Raw genomic sequence first — 17,272 nt, 5'->3', positions numbered from 1 at the left:
GCCCTCTTTTTTCCATCTACATATTTCATTTCACTTGTCTCTTCTTATACGTCTCTCAAAAGATTAAAAGCATTGGTTCCTAGGCTCTTTCTTTCCCCTTCATCAAATTTCGTGGTATCTTTTCCTCTTTCCGTATCATGGTGCGGATGCTCTTTTACATCCAAAGTCGCCCTAAGCATGGCCACAAAAATATCCGAACGGAACTTACTCTGGTAAAAGCCGATCATAGGACTTGTCTTTTCTTTTTCCAAAACCACATACTTCGCGGGAAGTCTTGTCAGAGAGAGAGCCGTGACATCGGCAATGCACTTGTCGCAGGTGCATCCTCCGTATTGTCTCATCAGGCCCGGGACATCCTTGGTCTTTAATATCTCCGCCATGACATTCACGATATGAAATTCCGGTTCCGGCTCGTTGTATTCAGCTAAAAGATTCTTCTCCAGATTGACCTGGATTTCATTGGTGATTTTATCATTTTCCGAAGACTCGTCTATGACGGTAACCTTGCGTTTGTTAAAAGAGGGAGAAAAAACTTCCGGTTTCAATGCGAGTTCCTCCTCTTTCTTTTCATTTTCCTTCATCTCTGCGAGCCCCATTTTTTCTGTTTCCAGACTGTCAAAACTGTCTACTGCCGTTTTAAAATTGCTTACCGCACCGTCAAAGTGCTCTGCAGCCTGTCTTGTTTTCTCCGCCGCTTTATGAAAATCAGAAAGCATCCCGGCATCGAAAGAGAGATTCTCTCCCGGATGGGATTCTGCATTGGCTGTGGAGGGGTCTGTACGAAGTTTTGAAAATTTCTCTTCCGCTTTATGGATAAGGCGCGAAGAGAGATCCACTGTGCTTATTTCGCTGTTCTCTTCTGCAGCTTTCGTATTCTCCTGCACTGCTTCCGCAGTCTCCTTTGCTAAGTTCTCCTCCAAATTCTTAAGCCCTTCCGCACTGCCTCCCGGTGTAGAAGTCAGTAAATTCATCACATGAGAAGTTTTATTCGATCTTACAAGCTTATTATCCATTATCCCACCACCTCACTTACACGAACATTTTCCTCTATTTCCTCTGCAATTTCATCAATAAAGCGGGAATAATCTTTCACCGCAGGGGAATATTTATTATACGTAAAAATGTCTTCTCCGTGTGCAGGGGCTTCGGCAATAGCCACACCTTGTCGAATCTTCGTTTTAAAGACCTTGGTGGAAATCTGCTTCGCCAGATCCTCCGTCATCTCTTCCACATCCCTTGAGAGAGCGGTTCCTTTCTCAAACTTATTCAGTAAAATCCCCAAGACCTTAAGATTACTGTTCAAACTGCGCTTTACGGAATCAATCGTCTCTCTGAGCTGAGAAAGTCCAACAAGGGACAGAATATCCGTAGTCATGGGAATGATCAAAAAATCGGATACCACATAGGCATTGATGGTCAGTAAATTTAAAGCTGGCGGTGTATCGATCACAATATAGTCATAATAATCCATCATGGGTGAAAGTGCTTCCTTTAAAGCCGTCTCCCTTTTTCCGGGCTCGAGCTTTTCCAGTCCTGTTGCGGAAAGAGAAATGTCCGAAGGCAGGATATCCACCTTTCCCAAACGACGTACAACCTGTTGCAACTTTAATTTTCCTTGCAGAGCATCTAAAATTGTACTGCCATTCACGCCTTCCAGTCCCATACAGAAGCCCAGATTCCCTTGGGGATCCAAGTCAATCCCCAGGACCTTCGCACCTCTATCTGCAAAACCTGCACATATAGCTGCAGAGGTAGTCGTCTTTCCGACACCTCCTTTTTGATTCGATACGGTGATAATAATAGACAAAGTAAAACCTCCTGGCATGCAAGAATCGGATTGCTATTGATTAAACTCCTGAGATGCATAAAAAGAAAGTTCTTCCTTACTGAAGTCTTTTAGAGCGTTCGTCAGGCCTTCTTCATCCAAATTAAATGCCTTAAGAGAATAGGGTTCGGCAAATTGGTTTTGGATGGTCAAAAATACGCTTTGGTAATCCTGAAAACTGACTTTGTCGGAAAAAGAATAATACTCTATTCCTCCCATTTGGTCTCTCTTTCCGACCAAAGAATAGAGCTCTGTTAGACCTTCATCCTTCTTATACATGAAGAGGGAAAAGTCCTCCGCACCATTCGTCCGTAAAAACACCGGTTCTCCGCTCAGTTTATTCTTTCGAATCACAGTCGCATAGTCACCGTTCCCCTCTTCTTCCAAAAGAGGAAGGAGGGTTCTCTGTTTTACCGGCAAAGACTCGCTCTCCGACTGACCGCCACTTCCTTTCTGTGCAGCTACTTGTTCTTGATACAATATGACAGACAAAATAGTGGGATGTAACTTTGTTTCCTCCCCTACCCTGTCTTGCAAAAGGATAATATCCTTATAGCCATCTTCATTGATGTCCAAAAGTGCAAATGCAGCCGGATGAATTGCTTCTTCCTCTGTTTTTGCATTTTTCTCTCCGCTGTCCTTTTCCCGTTTTTTTCCGAAGTCCTTCCCTTTCAGCTTCTCCAGCTCTTTTCGGATAAAACTGCAGTATTCGTTAAAATAACGGAGCTCCTTACCACCTTTTCCGATATACAGTTCTCCACTCTTACTAAACTCATCCTCCAGCAGCCTACCATCCGTATCAAAAAAGTATTCCGCTTTGTCTTCGGGATCCACGAATCTCCCGGTAGCCATTTTCCCGCCGCTTCCGATATAATAGCTCTCTCCATTGTAGTCAAGCCATTCATTTTCGAGCGGTTCATTCGGTCCCAAAAAGAAATACCAGCTATTACCTTCTTTTACCCAGTCTCCGGAAAAATTGCTTCCCGCTTCTGCCTTTTCCGGAAACAAAAGGACGCTCATCATACAAAGCCCAAACAATACCGCAATGCCGCTCTTCCTGTGATTCTTCATCCCTTTTCCTCCTTATTATACTCAATACACAAAACTTTTGCTAGGAATTTTCATAAATTCTAGTTAAATTTACTATAAGATTTAAAAATAGGATGGTGAAAAAACTTTTTCCTTCTCACCATCCCTGATTTATTTTGTAGAAAAATGATTATTCTTAGTATATTTCTCCAAAGTCTTTATGCTCCATGTGCCAGTACTGCGTGGTCCGATTCACGAAAGCGTTTTATCAAGATATCCAAAATTTCAACCAGATGTCCGATTTCGGGCTTGGAAAGCTGCTCATCCGCTCCCACCTCTTTTCCCTTCACGCGCATCTGCTCATTAATCAAAGAAGAGAAGATAACAACCGGTATTCGTTTTAATCGCATATCTTCCTTCATGAGTTTCGTCAGCCTGTGTCCGTCCATCATAGGCATTTCAATATCCGTTATCACAAGATTGATTTTCTTATACAGATCCGGATCGTCCTTCAGGGAAGAAATATATTCCCATGCTTCCTGTCCGTTATTGTATACCCGAACATCGGTAAATCCTGCCTTTTGCAAGGAGGTACCAATCATTTTTTGCAACAAAACGGAGTCCTCCGCAACCACAACCGGTGCAGTAATCGTGCTTCTTGCTCCCATTTTTTCAATTTCTTCCAGCTTAATCCCGGTAGCCGGAGCAATTTCCGCTACTATTTTTTCAAAGTCCAAAATGGTTACCAATTGATTGTCACACTGTGCAATTCCGGTTGCTACGGACTCAGCGCCGTTTGCCAGAGTTCTGTCGGGCTTTTGGATGCTCTGCCAGGAAATACGGCTTATTCCTTCAATAGAATCTACACGGAATGCCACCATCATTTTATTAAAATGCGTGATGATAAAGAGGTCTCTTGCTCCCTGCTCCGGAGTGGTTCCCGTCAGATAGTTTGCCAGATTGATAACCGTAATAAGCTGCTGTCTGGGCTTGAAGAATCCTTCTACCGATGCATGAGAATGCGGCATGGGCTTAATCTTTTCCGTCATCATGATTTCCTTTACCTTTGCCACATTGATTCCGTAGAATTCTCCCAGAACACGAAACTTCATAATTTCAATTTCATTCGTTCCGGATTCCAGTAAAATACCTTCCTTCTCATTCTTCTTTTTCATCTTCGTATAACCTCTCCCTTTTCCGTTCTTCCTTAAACTCGGGCCTGCATCCTGCCCCATTCCATTGCACTTCCTCTATCCTTAAATCCGAACTATTTCTCTTCCGTAGGTTCTGATCTGGACCTCCCCGGTTTCGGTGTTCAGGCTCATGGTTCTTGCGTAGTTTGCACCTGTATCTTCCGCCGTAAGCTTTATTCCCTCTTCTTTCAGAATCTTTTTCACGCTGTCAATATTTCTCTGCCCGATGTTTCCGAAACCTGCATTTCCGCTGATTTCAAACATCTTGGCACCGCCTGCAATACGCACGGTCGTTCGGCTTTTCACCATCCCGAAGGCAGACATCTTTCGTAAAGTTTCCCGAATTCCCGTGTCTGCATACTTAAAGAGATTCGGGTCATTTTCGTTCGCTCTCTCCGGTAACATGATGTGTAATAGGGCTCCCAATTTGATATAGGAATCAAAGAATGCCAGTCCTATGCAGGAGCCTAAGGCATATGTGACAAGGACCCCCTCTCCCCGGGTCAGCTTCATATCCCCAATCCCAACTTTTAATTGCTTATCCGCTTGCATCTTACACTCCCAACTTTTCCAAAATCGTATTCAAGGAGTGAATATCCGGAAGCATCAAAAGCCAGGAGGGGAGACTTTTGCCATCCATGAGGAAATCCGCATTACTGTACATCAGCTTATCCGATTCATATCCGAACTCTGCCATAGGTACCGTAAGAATTCCTCCCAACATATTCACCGTACTGCTGGGCACGGACAAGTGCAAATCTACATGCACCAGCTGAGAAAAGGCATTGATATAAGAGCAAATGATGATATTTCCGACTTCCTTTAAAGCGGAAAATGCCATATCATCCATGGCATCAAAATCTTTGTATTCCGTTTGCAAGAGTTTTTTCAGCATCTTCCTTGCAAAGCGTTTATCATAGAGAAACAGCATCAGTCCGTCGAGATCTCCGCTCATCTGCACAAGCGTTGCACCGATGATTTCCTCTTCCTTTCCTATTCTCTTTACCGCACCGTCAAAATCCAGAATCTGCACCTTGGGAATCGTAATGCGAACTTCTCTCTGCAGTAGCTTGGAAAGAGCCGTAGCTGCATGACCCGTTCCAATACTTCCTATTTCCTTCATGACATCCAGTTCTTGAAGATTCAGATCTTCATAGCGGTTTATCTTCATTTCTCTATTTCCTCATCTTAAAACAAGGTTCCTATCCTCTTAATTGGTTAATGGTGCCTTCCACCTCATCCGATGTCTGTACCATTTTTAGTGCATAGCTGAACGCTCTTTGGCTTTCTATAAGACGGGTCATTTCCTTTGCCATATCCGTTCCGGAGCGTTCCAGCGTTCCTTCCTCCAGCACCGGGTTTTCTACTGCCTTGTCTACATTTTGTGTATCTCCCGCGCGGACTGCAAATTCATTGTCTCCCTTATTTACTAATCGACTGGGGTAAGTCAATGTATAAACTCCAACCTTCTGTCGCTTTTCTTCTATGCTTTCTTCGTCGTTTTCGTTCTCGTATAGATTGTTTTCCCTATCCTGTCCTTGCTTTGCCGCATCCGCAAGCATCCTTAAGCCGCTTTCATTGGCGAGCATTTTTTCACCCTTCTCATCCAAAACATGCTTCCCGGATTCGGTAAGCAGGTAGAACTTTCCGTCGGGAAACTCTCCTATATGAAAATGTCCGTTTCTTGTATAGCTGATTGCTCCGGACTTCGGATCCTGTAATTTAAAGAAGGCATGATCCATTCCTATCGCATAATCATTCGGCTGACCGGTACTCATAAATGCAGCCGTTCCGTGCTCGGTATTGGTTCTGACCACCGTCGTACCGGCACCTGCCTGTAACTCTGTTCTTGCTTCCGGAGAATCGTTCAAGTTATAATTAATCAGCTCTGAAAAAACGGCATTCTTCGGCTTAAAACCGTCTGTATTGATATTTGCCAGATTATTTCCGATAACATCCAACTTTTTCTGGCTGGCACTTGCGCCAAGTGCGCCAACATAAAATGACATATTCATAAGATTATCCCTCTACCTCTTAAATTCGCCCTACATCACTACTTGCCTTACTCATCACACTGTCATACATCCTAAGCATCTGCGCAGCACTCTGTAATGCCCTCTGGGAGCTCATCATGGTCGTCATTTCTTCAACCATGTCCACATTGGATTTTTCCAATATCTTCCAATTTACCGTGGTATCTAAAGGCTTATCGAGCTCCGCCTGGTTTGTGCTGAAAAGGTTATTGTCTTCTTTATGCATTGCGTTATAATCCACAAAATCAACAACCTTCAGCGTTCCGTATACCGTTCTCTGCTCTCCCGTGCTTTGCGGGTCGTAAATACTTCCGTCCGGATCAATCGCAAAATTATCGTTTGGAAGCACGATATCTTGTCCGTCCGTACTCTGTACTCTTCCTACTCCTGCAAGCTCCAGCACTCCATTTTCATCCACGGAAAAGGCACCACCCCTTGTGTACATCGTTCCCCTTGGCGTAGAAATGGCAAAATATCCTTTTCCCCCCAATGCAACATCGTAAATTCCGTCGGTCGTTTCATAGGACCCCTGTTCGTGGTCCGTATAGGTTCTTGCTGCGGATTTAATGCGGGAAGCCATAGCAATATCCTTTGGATGGTTCTTGTTATAGTTACCGGTGCGCACCATCATCTCTTCTTTGAATGTGGTGCTGACCATAGTATCTTTTTTATATCCCGCAGTCTGAATATTGACCATATTGTTACTGATGGTATTGAGATTTCTTCTTTGGGTAATCATGCCCGATGTTAAATCATAAAAACCTTGATACATAGTTCATCCTTTCTTTTCCGGATACAGAAAAAAGAGTCCTCTATCCTTCACGAAATTGGTCTTCGTCCCTTTTTCCACAGGGATAAGCATCTCGCTCCTTGATTATCGGACTCTTTTCCTCATTTTATAACGATTTTACGGATTTATTTTACTTATTTTAGATTGAATCGCGTTCCCTTTTCCAAGTAAAGCGTATGGCGCTTTCGGTACTAACGGAAAACACGCTATCCCTCTCCATGTTCATCCATATATTTCCTTAACTTCCGGATGGCAATGCTATGGAGCTGAGAAACTCTGGGCTGAGAGATTTCCATGACTTCCGCAATTTGGTTCATATTCAGCTCTTCCACATAATAAAGGGAAATAACCAGCCTTTCCTTTTCCTGCAAAGCTTCTATCGCAGAAGTCAGAGCACGGACATTTTCCTTATGCATAAAGTTAAATTCCGGCTGGGTGCTGCTGTCTCTGGATGGAATCTGCAGCAAGGTTTCATTTCCCTCATCATAAGTCATGTCAAGAGAAAGAACGTTTACCATATTGCTCATGCGCTGAATCTTCTGCAACTTTTTTACACTGATATTGAGATAATCCGCAAGTTCCTCATCCGAAGGCACTCTGCCTAAACGGGAATTCAATTCCAGGCTTGCCGTCTCCACACTCCTGCTGTCTCTATGAAAGTTTCTCGGAAGCCAGTCATTTTTACGCATCATATCTATCACCATACCGCGGATACGACGGGAGATATAGGTTTCAAACTTATTATCCCGATTCTCGTCGTAACGCTCGATGGCGCGCATGATTTCAATAACACCTTCATTTACGATATCATCCGTCTGCATAAAGTCATGGTACATCTCCCGCATCTGGTATGCGATGGAACGCACGATATAAACATATCGCATAGTTAGTTCCTGCTTCACTTCCTGGGCATGATTTTCTTTATACAAAAGGAAGAGTTCTTCATTGGACTTTTCTTCTAAACTTGGGTATTTTAAAGCATTCAAGATGGATTCCTCTTTTCCCGGATTTCAACTTTAAGCTATTCCGTATTCTTTCTAAGCGCTTCCTTTTTCTTCGGTATCCTCTTCCAGTTGCAGGCTTCCAATTGCCTGTATCTGCACATTGCTGGCTACTTCATTAAAGGAAAGTACTCGCACGTTTGGATAAAACTGCTCTATCAGGTGGTAAAAATGGATACGCATAACCTGTGAGGTCAAAATGAGCGGAGGGCCGGAAAGATTATTAAATTTTCTGCACTCTTCCGCAACCTGCCGAACCAGACTCTGTAGGAGTTCAGGGTTTAAGGCAAGATACATGCCGTTCTCTCCTCTGGAGAGGGAATTGACCATGGTTCGCTCTAAAGCCGCATCGATGGTAATCACCTTCATGTTGCCGTCTTCACAGTACATTCTGGTAATGGTTCTCTTTAAAGCGGCACGAACCTTCTCCACAATCTGATCCACATCCTTTACCGGTAAACCGTTCTCACTGATGGTCTCAAAACAGGTCTCCACAATGGTTTCCAAGTCTTTAATGGAGATTCCTTCGCGGAGTAACATCGTCAGGACTCTTTGCAAGAGGTTATAACTGATGACTCCCGGAAAGGCTTCTTCACAAAGCTCCGGTGCGGTTTTTTTCAGATTCTCCACAAGACGGACAACTTCCTGCCTGCTCATCAGCTCATGGGAATGTCTCTTGATGGTCTCCGAAAGGTGGGAAAGCATTACCGCCAGAGGTTCGATGACCGTGTAGCCATACATCTCCGCCTTATCCCGATTTTCCGGTCGAATCCACTTAGAAGGAATCCCATAGGCCGGTTCAATGGTTTCAATGCCGTCAACTGATTCTTCTACATCGTCCGGTTCCAAAGCAAGCAGGTAATCCACAAGGATTTCTCCTCTGGCAATCTCCTCCCCCTTTACTTTGATACTGTATTCATTGGTTCCGAGACTCGAGGAATCACGAAGGCGGATGGAAGGCACTACAAAGCCCATATCCTGTGCGTACTGCCTTCGGAAAATCACGATTCTCTGAATGAGTCTTCCTCCAACCGATTCATCCGCAAGAGGAATCAGGCTATATCCGAAGTCCATTTCAACAGGCTCCACCTGCAAGAGGTTGTAGACATTGTTTACATCTTTGTAATAGTCTTCTTCGCTCTGTGCAGCCGTTTCCGCCTGATTTTCCTCTAAGCCCAAGCCGTCTCCGTCCATCGGGGAGAGAAGTCCTTCTCCTCCCGCTCTGGCAAATTCAGGCTCTTCCTTAATCTTCTTCTCCAGATAGAAGCCTGCAGCGATAAAGCTTGCCGCAACCGGGATAATCTGCAATATGGGCATCCCCGGAATCAGCACGAGTACCAGCATAGCCAATCCGGTAATCATGATAGACCGGGGTTGCTGTGTAAACTGTCTGGATACATCCTCGTTTAAAGAGCCTTCCGAAACCGCTCTTGTAACAATCATACCCGTCGAAACGGAAATCAAAAGGGAAGGAATCTGTGCTACAAGACCATCTCCGACTGTTGCGATGGAATAGGTGGAAAGCACGGTAGCAAGAGGTTGTCCGGACTGTACGATACCGATGATACTTCCACCGATAAGGTTAATTGCCGTAGTAACGAGAGACATGATTCCGTCTCCCTTTACAATCTTCGTGGCACCGTCCATGGAACCGTAAAAATCGGATTCCGTCTGAATCTTCTGTCTTCTTTCTCTGGCCTGCTTTTCGGTAATCATGCCGGAAGAAAGATCCGCGTCAATCGCCATTTGCTTACCGGGCATGGCATCCAATTTAAAACGCGCAGCAACTTCCGATACACGTTCCGCACCCTTGGTGATGACGATAAACTGCATGAGGACGATAATCAAATAGATGATTAATCCGACGACCACATTTCCCCGTACAACAAAGTCACCGAAGGCTTTGATAATCGCACCGGACTCTCCGCCTCTTGTCAGAATGTTTCTCGTTGTAGAAACATTGATTCCCAGTCGAAAGAGAGTGGTAATCAAAAGCAGAGAGGGGAAAATAGACAGTTCCAGAGGCTCTCGAATCGTCATGGTGATCACCAGAATCATCATGGAAATCGCCATATTAATTACAATTGCCACATCCACAAGGGCAGGTGGCAACGGAATAATCAAAAGTAATATGATTACCAGTACAAAAAGTACCACTGAATTTTGCAAAAGTCGTCTAAGCATTCCTATTATCTTCCTTTGCTTTCTCTAAAATATCCTGTCTATTCTCTTTCCGATAGATATAAACCAGAATTTCCGCAACAGCTCCGTAAAAATCTCCGGGAATTTCTTTTCCCACCTTACATACCGGATACATGGCTCTTGCCAGAGGCTTATTCTCAATTGCCGTAACATGGTGTTCCTCTCCCACAGCCACAATCTTCAGTGCCAGCTCATCCTGTCCTTTTGCAAGGACTATCGGAGCCTGATTCTTATCCGGATCATACTTAATCGCAATGGCAAGATGTTCCGGGTTACGAATAATCACATCCGCATCGGGAACCGCCTGCATCATTCTCTGATTGGCCCTGGAGCGCATCATCTGGCGAATTCTACCCTTGATTTCCGGATTTCCTTCCAACTGCTTGTACTCATCCTTCACTTCCTGCTTTGTCATCCTAAGATCCATCTCATACTGCCATTTTTGATACATAAAGTCGAAAAAAGCGATAGCAAGGAAGACAGCACAGATTCGGGTAATCAAGTCGAACATCATACTCATCAAAGTAATACTTGAATTTTTAATGTCCATATGAATCATTTTGGAAATAGGAATGATATCCGCCTTTAAAATCGAGTAGAGAAAACTGATTAGAATCAATATTTTAATAATATTTTTAATCAACTCCACCAGATTCCGTTTGGAAAAAATCCTCCCCAGTCCCTTTGTAGGGCTTAAGTTCGAAAGCTTTGGCGAAAGCAGTTTAAAGCTGATATTGAAGCGAGTCTGCACCAGGCTTGCCATAACGCCCAAAAACATGGTAATCAGCAGTAAAGGCAGTGCCATTTTTACGGAAAGCCATATAACGCGGTATAACAATTGATTGGATACCGGCTCTCTCTCCTCTATCAATTCCAAAATATAGGCGAGAAAATTCCGTAAATCTTCATAGATAAAGGGAATGAGAAAACGCGCAGCATAGAAAACCCCAAAAAGAACCACAACGGTAACGATATCTCGACTTTGAAAAACATTACCTTCTTTTCTGGCATCTTTTCGCTTTTTTTCGGAAGGCGCCTCGGTTTTTTCGCTGTCTGCCACTATTTTCCTCCCTTTCTTCTATAACAACTGCATTACTTTTCCAAGATATTCAAACGCATTACCGATAATGTCTTTCATCTTATCCGAAATGGGAATCATCAGAAAATAAATCATGGAAAGTCCGACGGCAATTTTCAGCTGGAAGTTCACCTGGAAAATATTAATCTGCGGAATAACACGCATCAGTATTCCCAGGGCCACCTCCGTCATAAGCTCTATGCCCATAATCGGAAAGGCCAGTTCCAATCCCATTTTCATGGAAGCAACAAAAAGACTGAGCATCAGCTTCGGCATCATAAGAAGTCGTATCGACACTTGACCGAAGGGGTTTGTATCTATAGTCCGGAAGAGAATCTCCAAAAAACGGAGATGCCCGTCAACGGACAGGAAAAGCAAAAGTAAAAATCCGTAAAACAGTCCCGTACTGACCGTGGCTTGTGAACGGCTTTGGGGATCGAATACCTGCGACATACTCAGTCCCATGGAAAAATCAATGACGGAGGTCGCAAAGCGCAGAGATAAAAAAGCAAGATCCATGGAAAAGCCAAGACAAAAACCCACAAACAGTTCCTTCAGGAGAAGAAAACCGTATTCGATAAAGCTTGTAGGCTCCACTGTAAGCTTCCCGCCCGTATAGTTGTAGCAAAGAAGAGACAAGACCAGGATAAACGCCGCTTTCGCTTTGTTTGGATAATTCACTCTTCCAAATATCGGGTTAAACGCCACAGCTCCGCTCATTCTCATCACTATATAGGAAAATAAAATCAGCATCTTATCCTCCCGCTACCAGACCGAGAATCATAGTAAAAAAATCCTGCATCGTCTTTAAAAGGGTACTTCCCAGAACAGAGAGTAAGATGATAATGGCAATCAGCTTCGGTACAAAACTGAGTGTCTGCTCATTGATGGAAGTTGCGGCTTGAAAGATGGCTACCACAATACCCAATATCATGCTAATCAAAAGAAAGGGCAGGGCAACACGCAAGGCCAGCATAAAGGTTTGATTCATAATATCCAGAATTTCACTGCTGTTCAGCATTGCATCCCCCTTTCCCGATCTTTTCCGCATTATCCGAAGACTGTCCTTTTTTCGCTTTCACTTTGATCCGTCCTCTTTTCATCTCTAAAACCATATCTATCGGAAACTGTGTACCAAGCTGGAAAACAGGAGGTTCCAGCCATCCACTGTGATAAAAAGCAAGAGCTTAAAAGGCATCGAGACCATGGCCGGGGGAAGCATAACCATTCCCATTGCCATAAGTGTGGTAGAAACTACCACGTCTATAAGCAGGAAGGGCAGGTAAATCAAAAAGCCCGCAGTAAAACCTCTTTTTAGCTCAGAGGTCATAAAAGCCGGCACCACTACGGTTAAAGGATAATCCTTTGGATCTTTTTTCAGCTCCGCCTTGCTCATACTCACAAAGCGCTCCAGCGTCTTTACTTCCGTGTTTCGCAGCATAAATTCCTTCATATCTCTTCCCATGGTGTCCAGCGCCTGCTCCTGACTAAGGTTTCCCTTCTTATAGGGTTCATAGGCCTCAACATTAATTTTATTGATAGTGGGAGCCATGATATACAGCGTCAGAAAAAAGGCAACACCGGCTAAAACCATATTGGGAGGAGTCTGCTGCACTCCCATGGCGCTTCGGGTAAAAGACAGAACGATGATGATTCTCGTAAAAGAAGTCATCATAATGACAATAGACGGGAGCAGTGCCACAAAAGTCAGGAGATAAATCAATTCCAGTGTAGGCACGGACCCGCCGTTTAATCCAGTTAATAACTCATTCATCCGGACTCCTTTCCGAAATTGTTCGCTCCCTCGTCATTTATTACTTTCCCATCTCCCGCTTTTCCTCGGAAAATATGGGAAAAATCCACCCCTGCCTTCTTCCTTCCAAGAAGGAGAAATTCCTCTATCGGATTCATCCCGGGCAAGGCTGCCGCCTCCGGGTAATCCGCCTTCAGTTCTGAAATCAAGTTGCAGCCTTCAGGACCGGATGCGAGAAGTAGACAGCGGTCTTCCTTCTCCAAACAAAGAATAAACAGCTGTCTGTCCTGCGTGATCTGTATTGAATCCACAACCTTCATATAGCGCCCTTTTTGAAAGGCTCTACCGTATTTTCCGATAAACCGGCTCAGTGCCCATGCTCCCAGCAGGAAAAGACAAAGGAGAAGAAAACCCGATACCAAGGAAATACTGTCTTCCGTAAACATTATAAGCTCTCCTCATTGATGTCTTTCTTTAAGATTTCCGTTACACGAATACCGAAGTTATCTTCAACAACTACGATATCTCCCTTGGCAATACATTCTCCATTTACATAGAGATCGGCCTGTTCTCCCGCCATCTTATCCAAAACAACAAGAGAGCCTTGTGTGAATTCCAAGATATCCTTTACCAGTTTTCTGGTTCTTCCGATTTCTACGGAAATCTCCAAAGGAACCTTCATAAGGAGTTCACGGTTACTTGCATTTTCATCTCTTTCCGCATCATCCTCCTGGAACTCTTTTGAGTTCAAAGGACGTATGATATTGGCTTCGTTTTGCTTATCTCTTTCCAGTTTCATGTCCCGGATTAATTCCATCATCTGGTTCTGGGACTGCTGCATTTGATTGATAAGCTGCATGGTCATCGGTTCCAAATTGCCCCCCATTTCTACGCCTTGTGGCATGCTCATCATCGGTGTTCCGGCAGGAATTCCTTCCGGATACCCCTGCGTCGGGCCTGTGCTTCCTGTCTGCATCGTACTCCCTACTGTTCCGGCAAAGCCATTCCCTCCCGGATTAACAAAGGGACTCTCTCCCGAAACGGACTGTGCAGAGCTCTCTGCCGACCTGTTCGCTGTTCCTTCGGAAGCTGTGCTTACATTGTTTTCATCCGTTCCACCATGTAAGAGACTGTCCAGAAGTACATCCGACTGAGTCGGATCAAGGGATCCTGCATCTTGAGGAATAGGCACTTTCTCACTGTCTTCTTCCTCTTTTCTTTTCTTAATTCTTTGCAAAATCTCTTCCCGTATTCCTTCGTGCATCTCCTTCTGTACTTCCTCTTGTGTCTCCGTCTTTGCTTCAACAGGAGCTTCCGCACTGTTTGCCACAGACTTTTCAGCACTACCGACTTCCATAGGAGCTTCTGCACCGCTTCTATCCATAGGTGCTTCTGCGCTGCCGCTTTCCACAGACTCTTCCGCTACGGTACTCTCCGGATAAGCATCCGGGATTTCCGCTTCGGCTTCTTCCGCTAAACCGTACTGTGCTTTAAATGGCTCCAAGAGACGTTTCACAAGATCTACAGACATGATGTTAATGAACTCACTCTTCAGCTTTCCTTCAATCTCTAAAGTGAAGCGAATCGCTACTTTTACTTCACTTTCTTTAAAACATTTATCTTTAAAGGCATCTCCATCATTAATCTCATACGAGATTGGAGTGGAAATGTTTACCGTTGTTCCCAAAAACTCAGACAGTGCCGTTGCCGAGGCCCCCATCATCTGGTTCATAACCTCGCGAATCGCACTGGTATTGATTTCATCCATTACAAATTCTTCCGCAGAAATATCTGCCCCCATCATCGTCGATACAATGATGCGCACATCGTTTCTGGAGAAGAGCATAATGCTTTTTCCGTTTATTCCCGTAACATACGAAATTTCTACTCCTACCGCAGGTTCCAAATCATGAAAGTCAAATTCTTCCTTTCTTTTCACCTGTACTACCGGAGTAGTAATATTTACTTTTGAGCCCAAAAGAGTGGATACTGTCGTCGCAGATGCCCCAAGGCTGATATTCATAATCTCGCCAATAGCATCTATTTCCATTTCATTGAATCTTGTGGTACTCATCAATCATACTCCTTTATATTCCCTGGAATGAGTTATGTTGCTTTTAAGCACATGAAACACAACCCGCTAACTAATACAAACAATCCCTGTCTTATTATTTACCAATCTCCAACGCACGTTGTGCCATCGTTTTCATGGCATTGAGCGCTGTTACATTTGCTTCATAAGAACGAGTCGCAGACATGGAGTCTACCGTCTCTTTCAAAATGTCCACATTCGGATAATTCACATAGCCTTGGGCATCCGCATCAGGATGATTCGGATTATAGACCCTCTTCATTTCCCGATCGTCCGCAATAATACTATGCACTCTAACTCCCGCATGCTGCCCTCGGAAGCCTTTGCCATTTGCCGCATTCCTAAGCGCCTGCTGGAAAGAACGTGCTCCGAAGCTCTCCAAAACGACATCTTTTCTTTTGTAAGCTCCGCCACTTTCCGTTCTTGTGGTATCCACATTCGCAATATTCTCTGCAGCGATGTCCATTCTGACTCTCTGCGCACTCAAACCTGAAGCACTGATATCAAATGAATTTAAAAATGACATACTCTTCCTCTTCTCTCTTTAAACCCCTAAAATGGTTTTAACCGTAGAAGTGATACGCTCGGCATTAAAAGGCTTCACAACAAAATCTTTCGCCCCCGACTTAATAGCATCCACTACCATACTTTCCTGACCCATGGCGGTACACATCACAACCTTTGCCTCAGGATGTCCCTCTCTGATTTTCTTCAAGGCCTGCAAACCGTCCATATTGGGCATCGTAATGTCCATAATCACCAAGTCCGGGCTCTCTTCATCAAACTTTTTTACCGCCTCCATGCCGTCCTGTGCTTCCACGAAGGTGCAATCTGCAAACCCTCCCTTGGTCAGGGAGTTTTTGACCATCATTCGCATAAACGCTGCATCATCCACTAACAAAATCTTTGCCATCTTCGTTTCTCCTATCCTTATCTTTGCTTTTCTATATCTCCTGGTGTCTCCACCTTAAGAGTATCTTTTTCCACCTTACTCAGCTAAGGAATACTCCGAACTCACGTCTTCCAAAAGCTCCTGAACATCCTCCGCCATAACGCCTGTATTGGGACTTTCTATCTTAGCGTCAGCATCGGGACTGTCTGCCATGGCACTTACATCAATGCTTTCCGGCAACTTTTCACCGGATGCCTCTTCCCTAGGTACCTCTTCCAAAAGATCTTCCTCTGCTGTATCTTCTTTCGGCAGATCTTCCTTTTGCATAATGCGTTCCTCTATACGAACAGCAATATTTTTCTTGAAAACTCCCATCTTTCCGGTAAACCAAGGCTGTCTTCCCACATATAATTTCACTGCGGAATCCTTTTCCCTGTTCAAATCGATTACATCGCCTACCTTTAAGTGATACAAGTCTTCGATATCGAGTCTCACAATACCGAGCTGTCCGGTCATCGGGAACTCGGACGCACGGAGATGCTGCATAATGATGTCCTGGTTGTTTTCGTAAGCAAAACCTCTTGCCAGATGCTTCCGGTTATCAATAATCTTGAAGATATGCTCCAGCAGAGTTCCCGGAAGACAAAGTCTGATTCTTTCCATTGCAAGACCGGAAATGTCAACGTTCAATACGACAATGACTACCGTCTCATCCAAACCGACTTCCTGAACCATGGAGGGGTTCGTCTCTACCTTTGCGATCTTAAACTCCGCATTGATATAATTGCTGAATCCGTCTCCCAAGGCATGAACGATATAGTCCATAATCCTTTTGTACAGCGCCATTTCCACATCCGTGTAGCGATATTCCCCTTCCGTCTTTAAGAAGGATTCCGTACCGCCCAGCATGTGACTGACCAGAGTCAGAGTTAATCCGGGAGAAAGATAAGCCATCAAAGGCACATTGCTCTTTCCTTTTCCCTCAACATGGGTTTCCACGATGGTCATACAGTCGTTTTCATGAAAAGCATTGACGTACTCGTAATACCGGGTTTCTCGTAATTCCAAAACCGTAATATCCGTTGTAGTACGGAAAATACCGTTCACCTGGGAAGTCAAGATTCGAGCATAGTTATCAAATATACTCTTTAATAAACGAATCTTCTCTTTGGTAAACTTCCTCGGGCTGTAGAAATCATACTTACTGTAATGATCCTCTTGAACCTGCGATTCCTCATTATTAAGCTGGTCTAAAATCTCGTCCAGATCCGTTTCCACCGCCTCTTCTTTTGGCGGAGTGTCCTGCATGGATTTCAGAAGCGCATCAATTTGGCTTTGAGATAATACGTCTGCCATCTACAAACCTCTTCCTGAACTGTTGCGA

General features: G+C 44.2%; 19 protein-coding genes. All 19 read right to left on the bottom strand.

Going from position 1 to position 17,272, the window contains the following annotated elements:
* Positions 1-44: 44 nt before the first annotated feature.
* A complete protein-coding gene (locus tag HMPREF9625_RS06075; protein ID WP_009534792.1) occupies positions 45-1,013 on the bottom strand; it encodes a late competence development ComFB family protein in 969 nt (322 codons plus the stop codon).
* Positions 1,013-1,807: a ParA family protein gene (locus HMPREF9625_RS06070; protein ID WP_009534793.1), complete on the bottom strand. Its 795-nt coding sequence runs from the start codon at positions 1,805-1,807 to the stop codon at positions 1,013-1,015. The genes HMPREF9625_RS06075 and HMPREF9625_RS06070 overlap by 1 nt, the downstream gene beginning before the upstream one ends.
* Positions 1,808-1,840: 33 nt before the next feature.
* Positions 1,841-2,896, bottom strand: coding sequence for a hypothetical protein (locus tag HMPREF9625_RS06065; RefSeq protein ID WP_009534794.1), 1,056 nt, complete (start codon positions 2,894-2,896; stop codon positions 1,841-1,843).
* Between the two features lie 176 nt (positions 2,897-3,072).
* Positions 3,073-4,029 (bottom strand): chemotaxis protein, encoded by a 957-nt coding sequence (locus HMPREF9625_RS06060; RefSeq protein ID WP_036569816.1) that lies wholly within the window; start codon positions 4,027-4,029, stop codon positions 3,073-3,075.
* Between the two features lie 81 nt (positions 4,030-4,110).
* A complete protein-coding gene (locus tag HMPREF9625_RS06055; protein ID WP_009534796.1) occupies positions 4,111-4,599 on the bottom strand; it encodes a chemotaxis protein CheD in 489 nt (162 codons plus the stop codon).
* A 1-nt stretch (position 4,600) separates the two neighbouring features.
* Positions 4,601-5,218, bottom strand: coding sequence for a chemotaxis protein CheC (locus tag HMPREF9625_RS06050; RefSeq protein WP_009534797.1), 618 nt, complete (start codon positions 5,216-5,218; stop codon positions 4,601-4,603).
* Positions 5,219-5,249: 31 nt separating this feature from the next.
* Positions 5,250-6,062, bottom strand: coding sequence for a flagellar hook-basal body protein (locus HMPREF9625_RS06045; protein WP_009534798.1), 813 nt, complete (start codon positions 6,060-6,062; stop codon positions 5,250-5,252).
* Between the two features lie 19 nt (positions 6,063-6,081).
* Entirely contained in the window at positions 6,082-6,852 is a 771-nt protein-coding gene (locus HMPREF9625_RS06040; protein ID WP_009534799.1) for a flagellar hook-basal body protein, read from the bottom strand.
* Between the two features lie 224 nt (positions 6,853-7,076).
* On the bottom strand, positions 7,077-7,856 hold the full coding sequence (locus HMPREF9625_RS06035; RefSeq protein WP_009534800.1) for a sigma-70 family RNA polymerase sigma factor: 780 nt from the start codon (positions 7,854-7,856) through the stop codon (positions 7,077-7,079).
* Between the two features lie 51 nt (positions 7,857-7,907).
* On the bottom strand, positions 7,908-10,055 hold the full coding sequence (flhA, locus tag HMPREF9625_RS06030; RefSeq protein WP_009534801.1) for a flagellar biosynthesis protein FlhA: 2,148 nt from the start codon (positions 10,053-10,055) through the stop codon (positions 7,908-7,910).
* Entirely contained in the window at positions 10,048-11,133 is a 1,086-nt protein-coding gene (gene flhB / locus HMPREF9625_RS06025) for a flagellar biosynthesis protein FlhB (protein ID WP_009534802.1), read from the bottom strand. The genes flhA and flhB overlap by 8 nt, the downstream gene beginning before the upstream one ends.
* 18 nt (positions 11,134-11,151) lie before the next feature.
* The gene (locus HMPREF9625_RS06020; protein ID WP_009534803.1) at positions 11,152-11,904 is read right to left on the bottom strand and encodes a flagellar biosynthetic protein FliR; all 753 of its coding nucleotides are present in this window, start codon (positions 11,902-11,904) and stop codon (positions 11,152-11,154) included.
* A 1-nt stretch (position 11,905) separates the two neighbouring features.
* Positions 11,906-12,172, bottom strand: a complete 267-nt coding sequence (locus tag HMPREF9625_RS06015) for a flagellar biosynthetic protein FliQ (protein ID WP_009534804.1) — start codon at positions 12,170-12,172, stop codon at positions 11,906-11,908.
* A 96-nt stretch (positions 12,173-12,268) separates the two neighbouring features.
* Positions 12,269-12,925, bottom strand: coding sequence for a flagellar type III secretion system pore protein FliP (gene fliP, locus HMPREF9625_RS06010; RefSeq protein WP_009534805.1), 657 nt, complete (start codon positions 12,923-12,925; stop codon positions 12,269-12,271).
* Positions 12,922-13,350: a flagellar biosynthetic protein FliO gene (locus tag HMPREF9625_RS06005; protein ID WP_009534806.1), complete on the bottom strand. Its 429-nt coding sequence runs from the start codon at positions 13,348-13,350 to the stop codon at positions 12,922-12,924. Before HMPREF9625_RS06005 ends, fliP begins: the two co-directional genes overlap by 4 nt.
* Entirely contained in the window at positions 13,350-14,978 is a 1,629-nt protein-coding gene (gene fliN / locus HMPREF9625_RS06000) for a flagellar motor switch protein FliN (protein WP_009534807.1), read from the bottom strand. Before fliN ends, HMPREF9625_RS06005 begins: the two co-directional genes overlap by 1 nt.
* A gap of 94 nt (positions 14,979-15,072) precedes the next feature.
* Positions 15,073-15,522, bottom strand: coding sequence for a flagellar basal body rod protein FlgC (gene flgC, locus HMPREF9625_RS05995; RefSeq protein WP_009534808.1), 450 nt, complete (start codon positions 15,520-15,522; stop codon positions 15,073-15,075).
* An 18-nt stretch (positions 15,523-15,540) separates the two neighbouring features.
* Positions 15,541-15,909: a response regulator gene (locus HMPREF9625_RS05990; protein ID WP_009534809.1), complete on the bottom strand. Its 369-nt coding sequence runs from the start codon at positions 15,907-15,909 to the stop codon at positions 15,541-15,543.
* 75 nt (positions 15,910-15,984) lie between these two features.
* On the bottom strand, positions 15,985-17,244 hold the full coding sequence (locus HMPREF9625_RS05985; RefSeq protein WP_009534810.1) for a flagellar motor switch protein FliM: 1,260 nt from the start codon (positions 17,242-17,244) through the stop codon (positions 15,985-15,987).
* Positions 17,245-17,272: the final 28 nt, after the last annotated feature.

Source organism: Oribacterium parvum ACB1 (assembly GCF_000238055.2).
Taxonomy (GTDB): domain Bacteria; phylum Bacillota; class Clostridia; order Lachnospirales; family Lachnospiraceae; genus Oribacterium; species Oribacterium parvum.
Note: the sequence above shows the minus strand (reverse complement) of the source record. Positions and strands in the feature narration are given on the sequence as shown.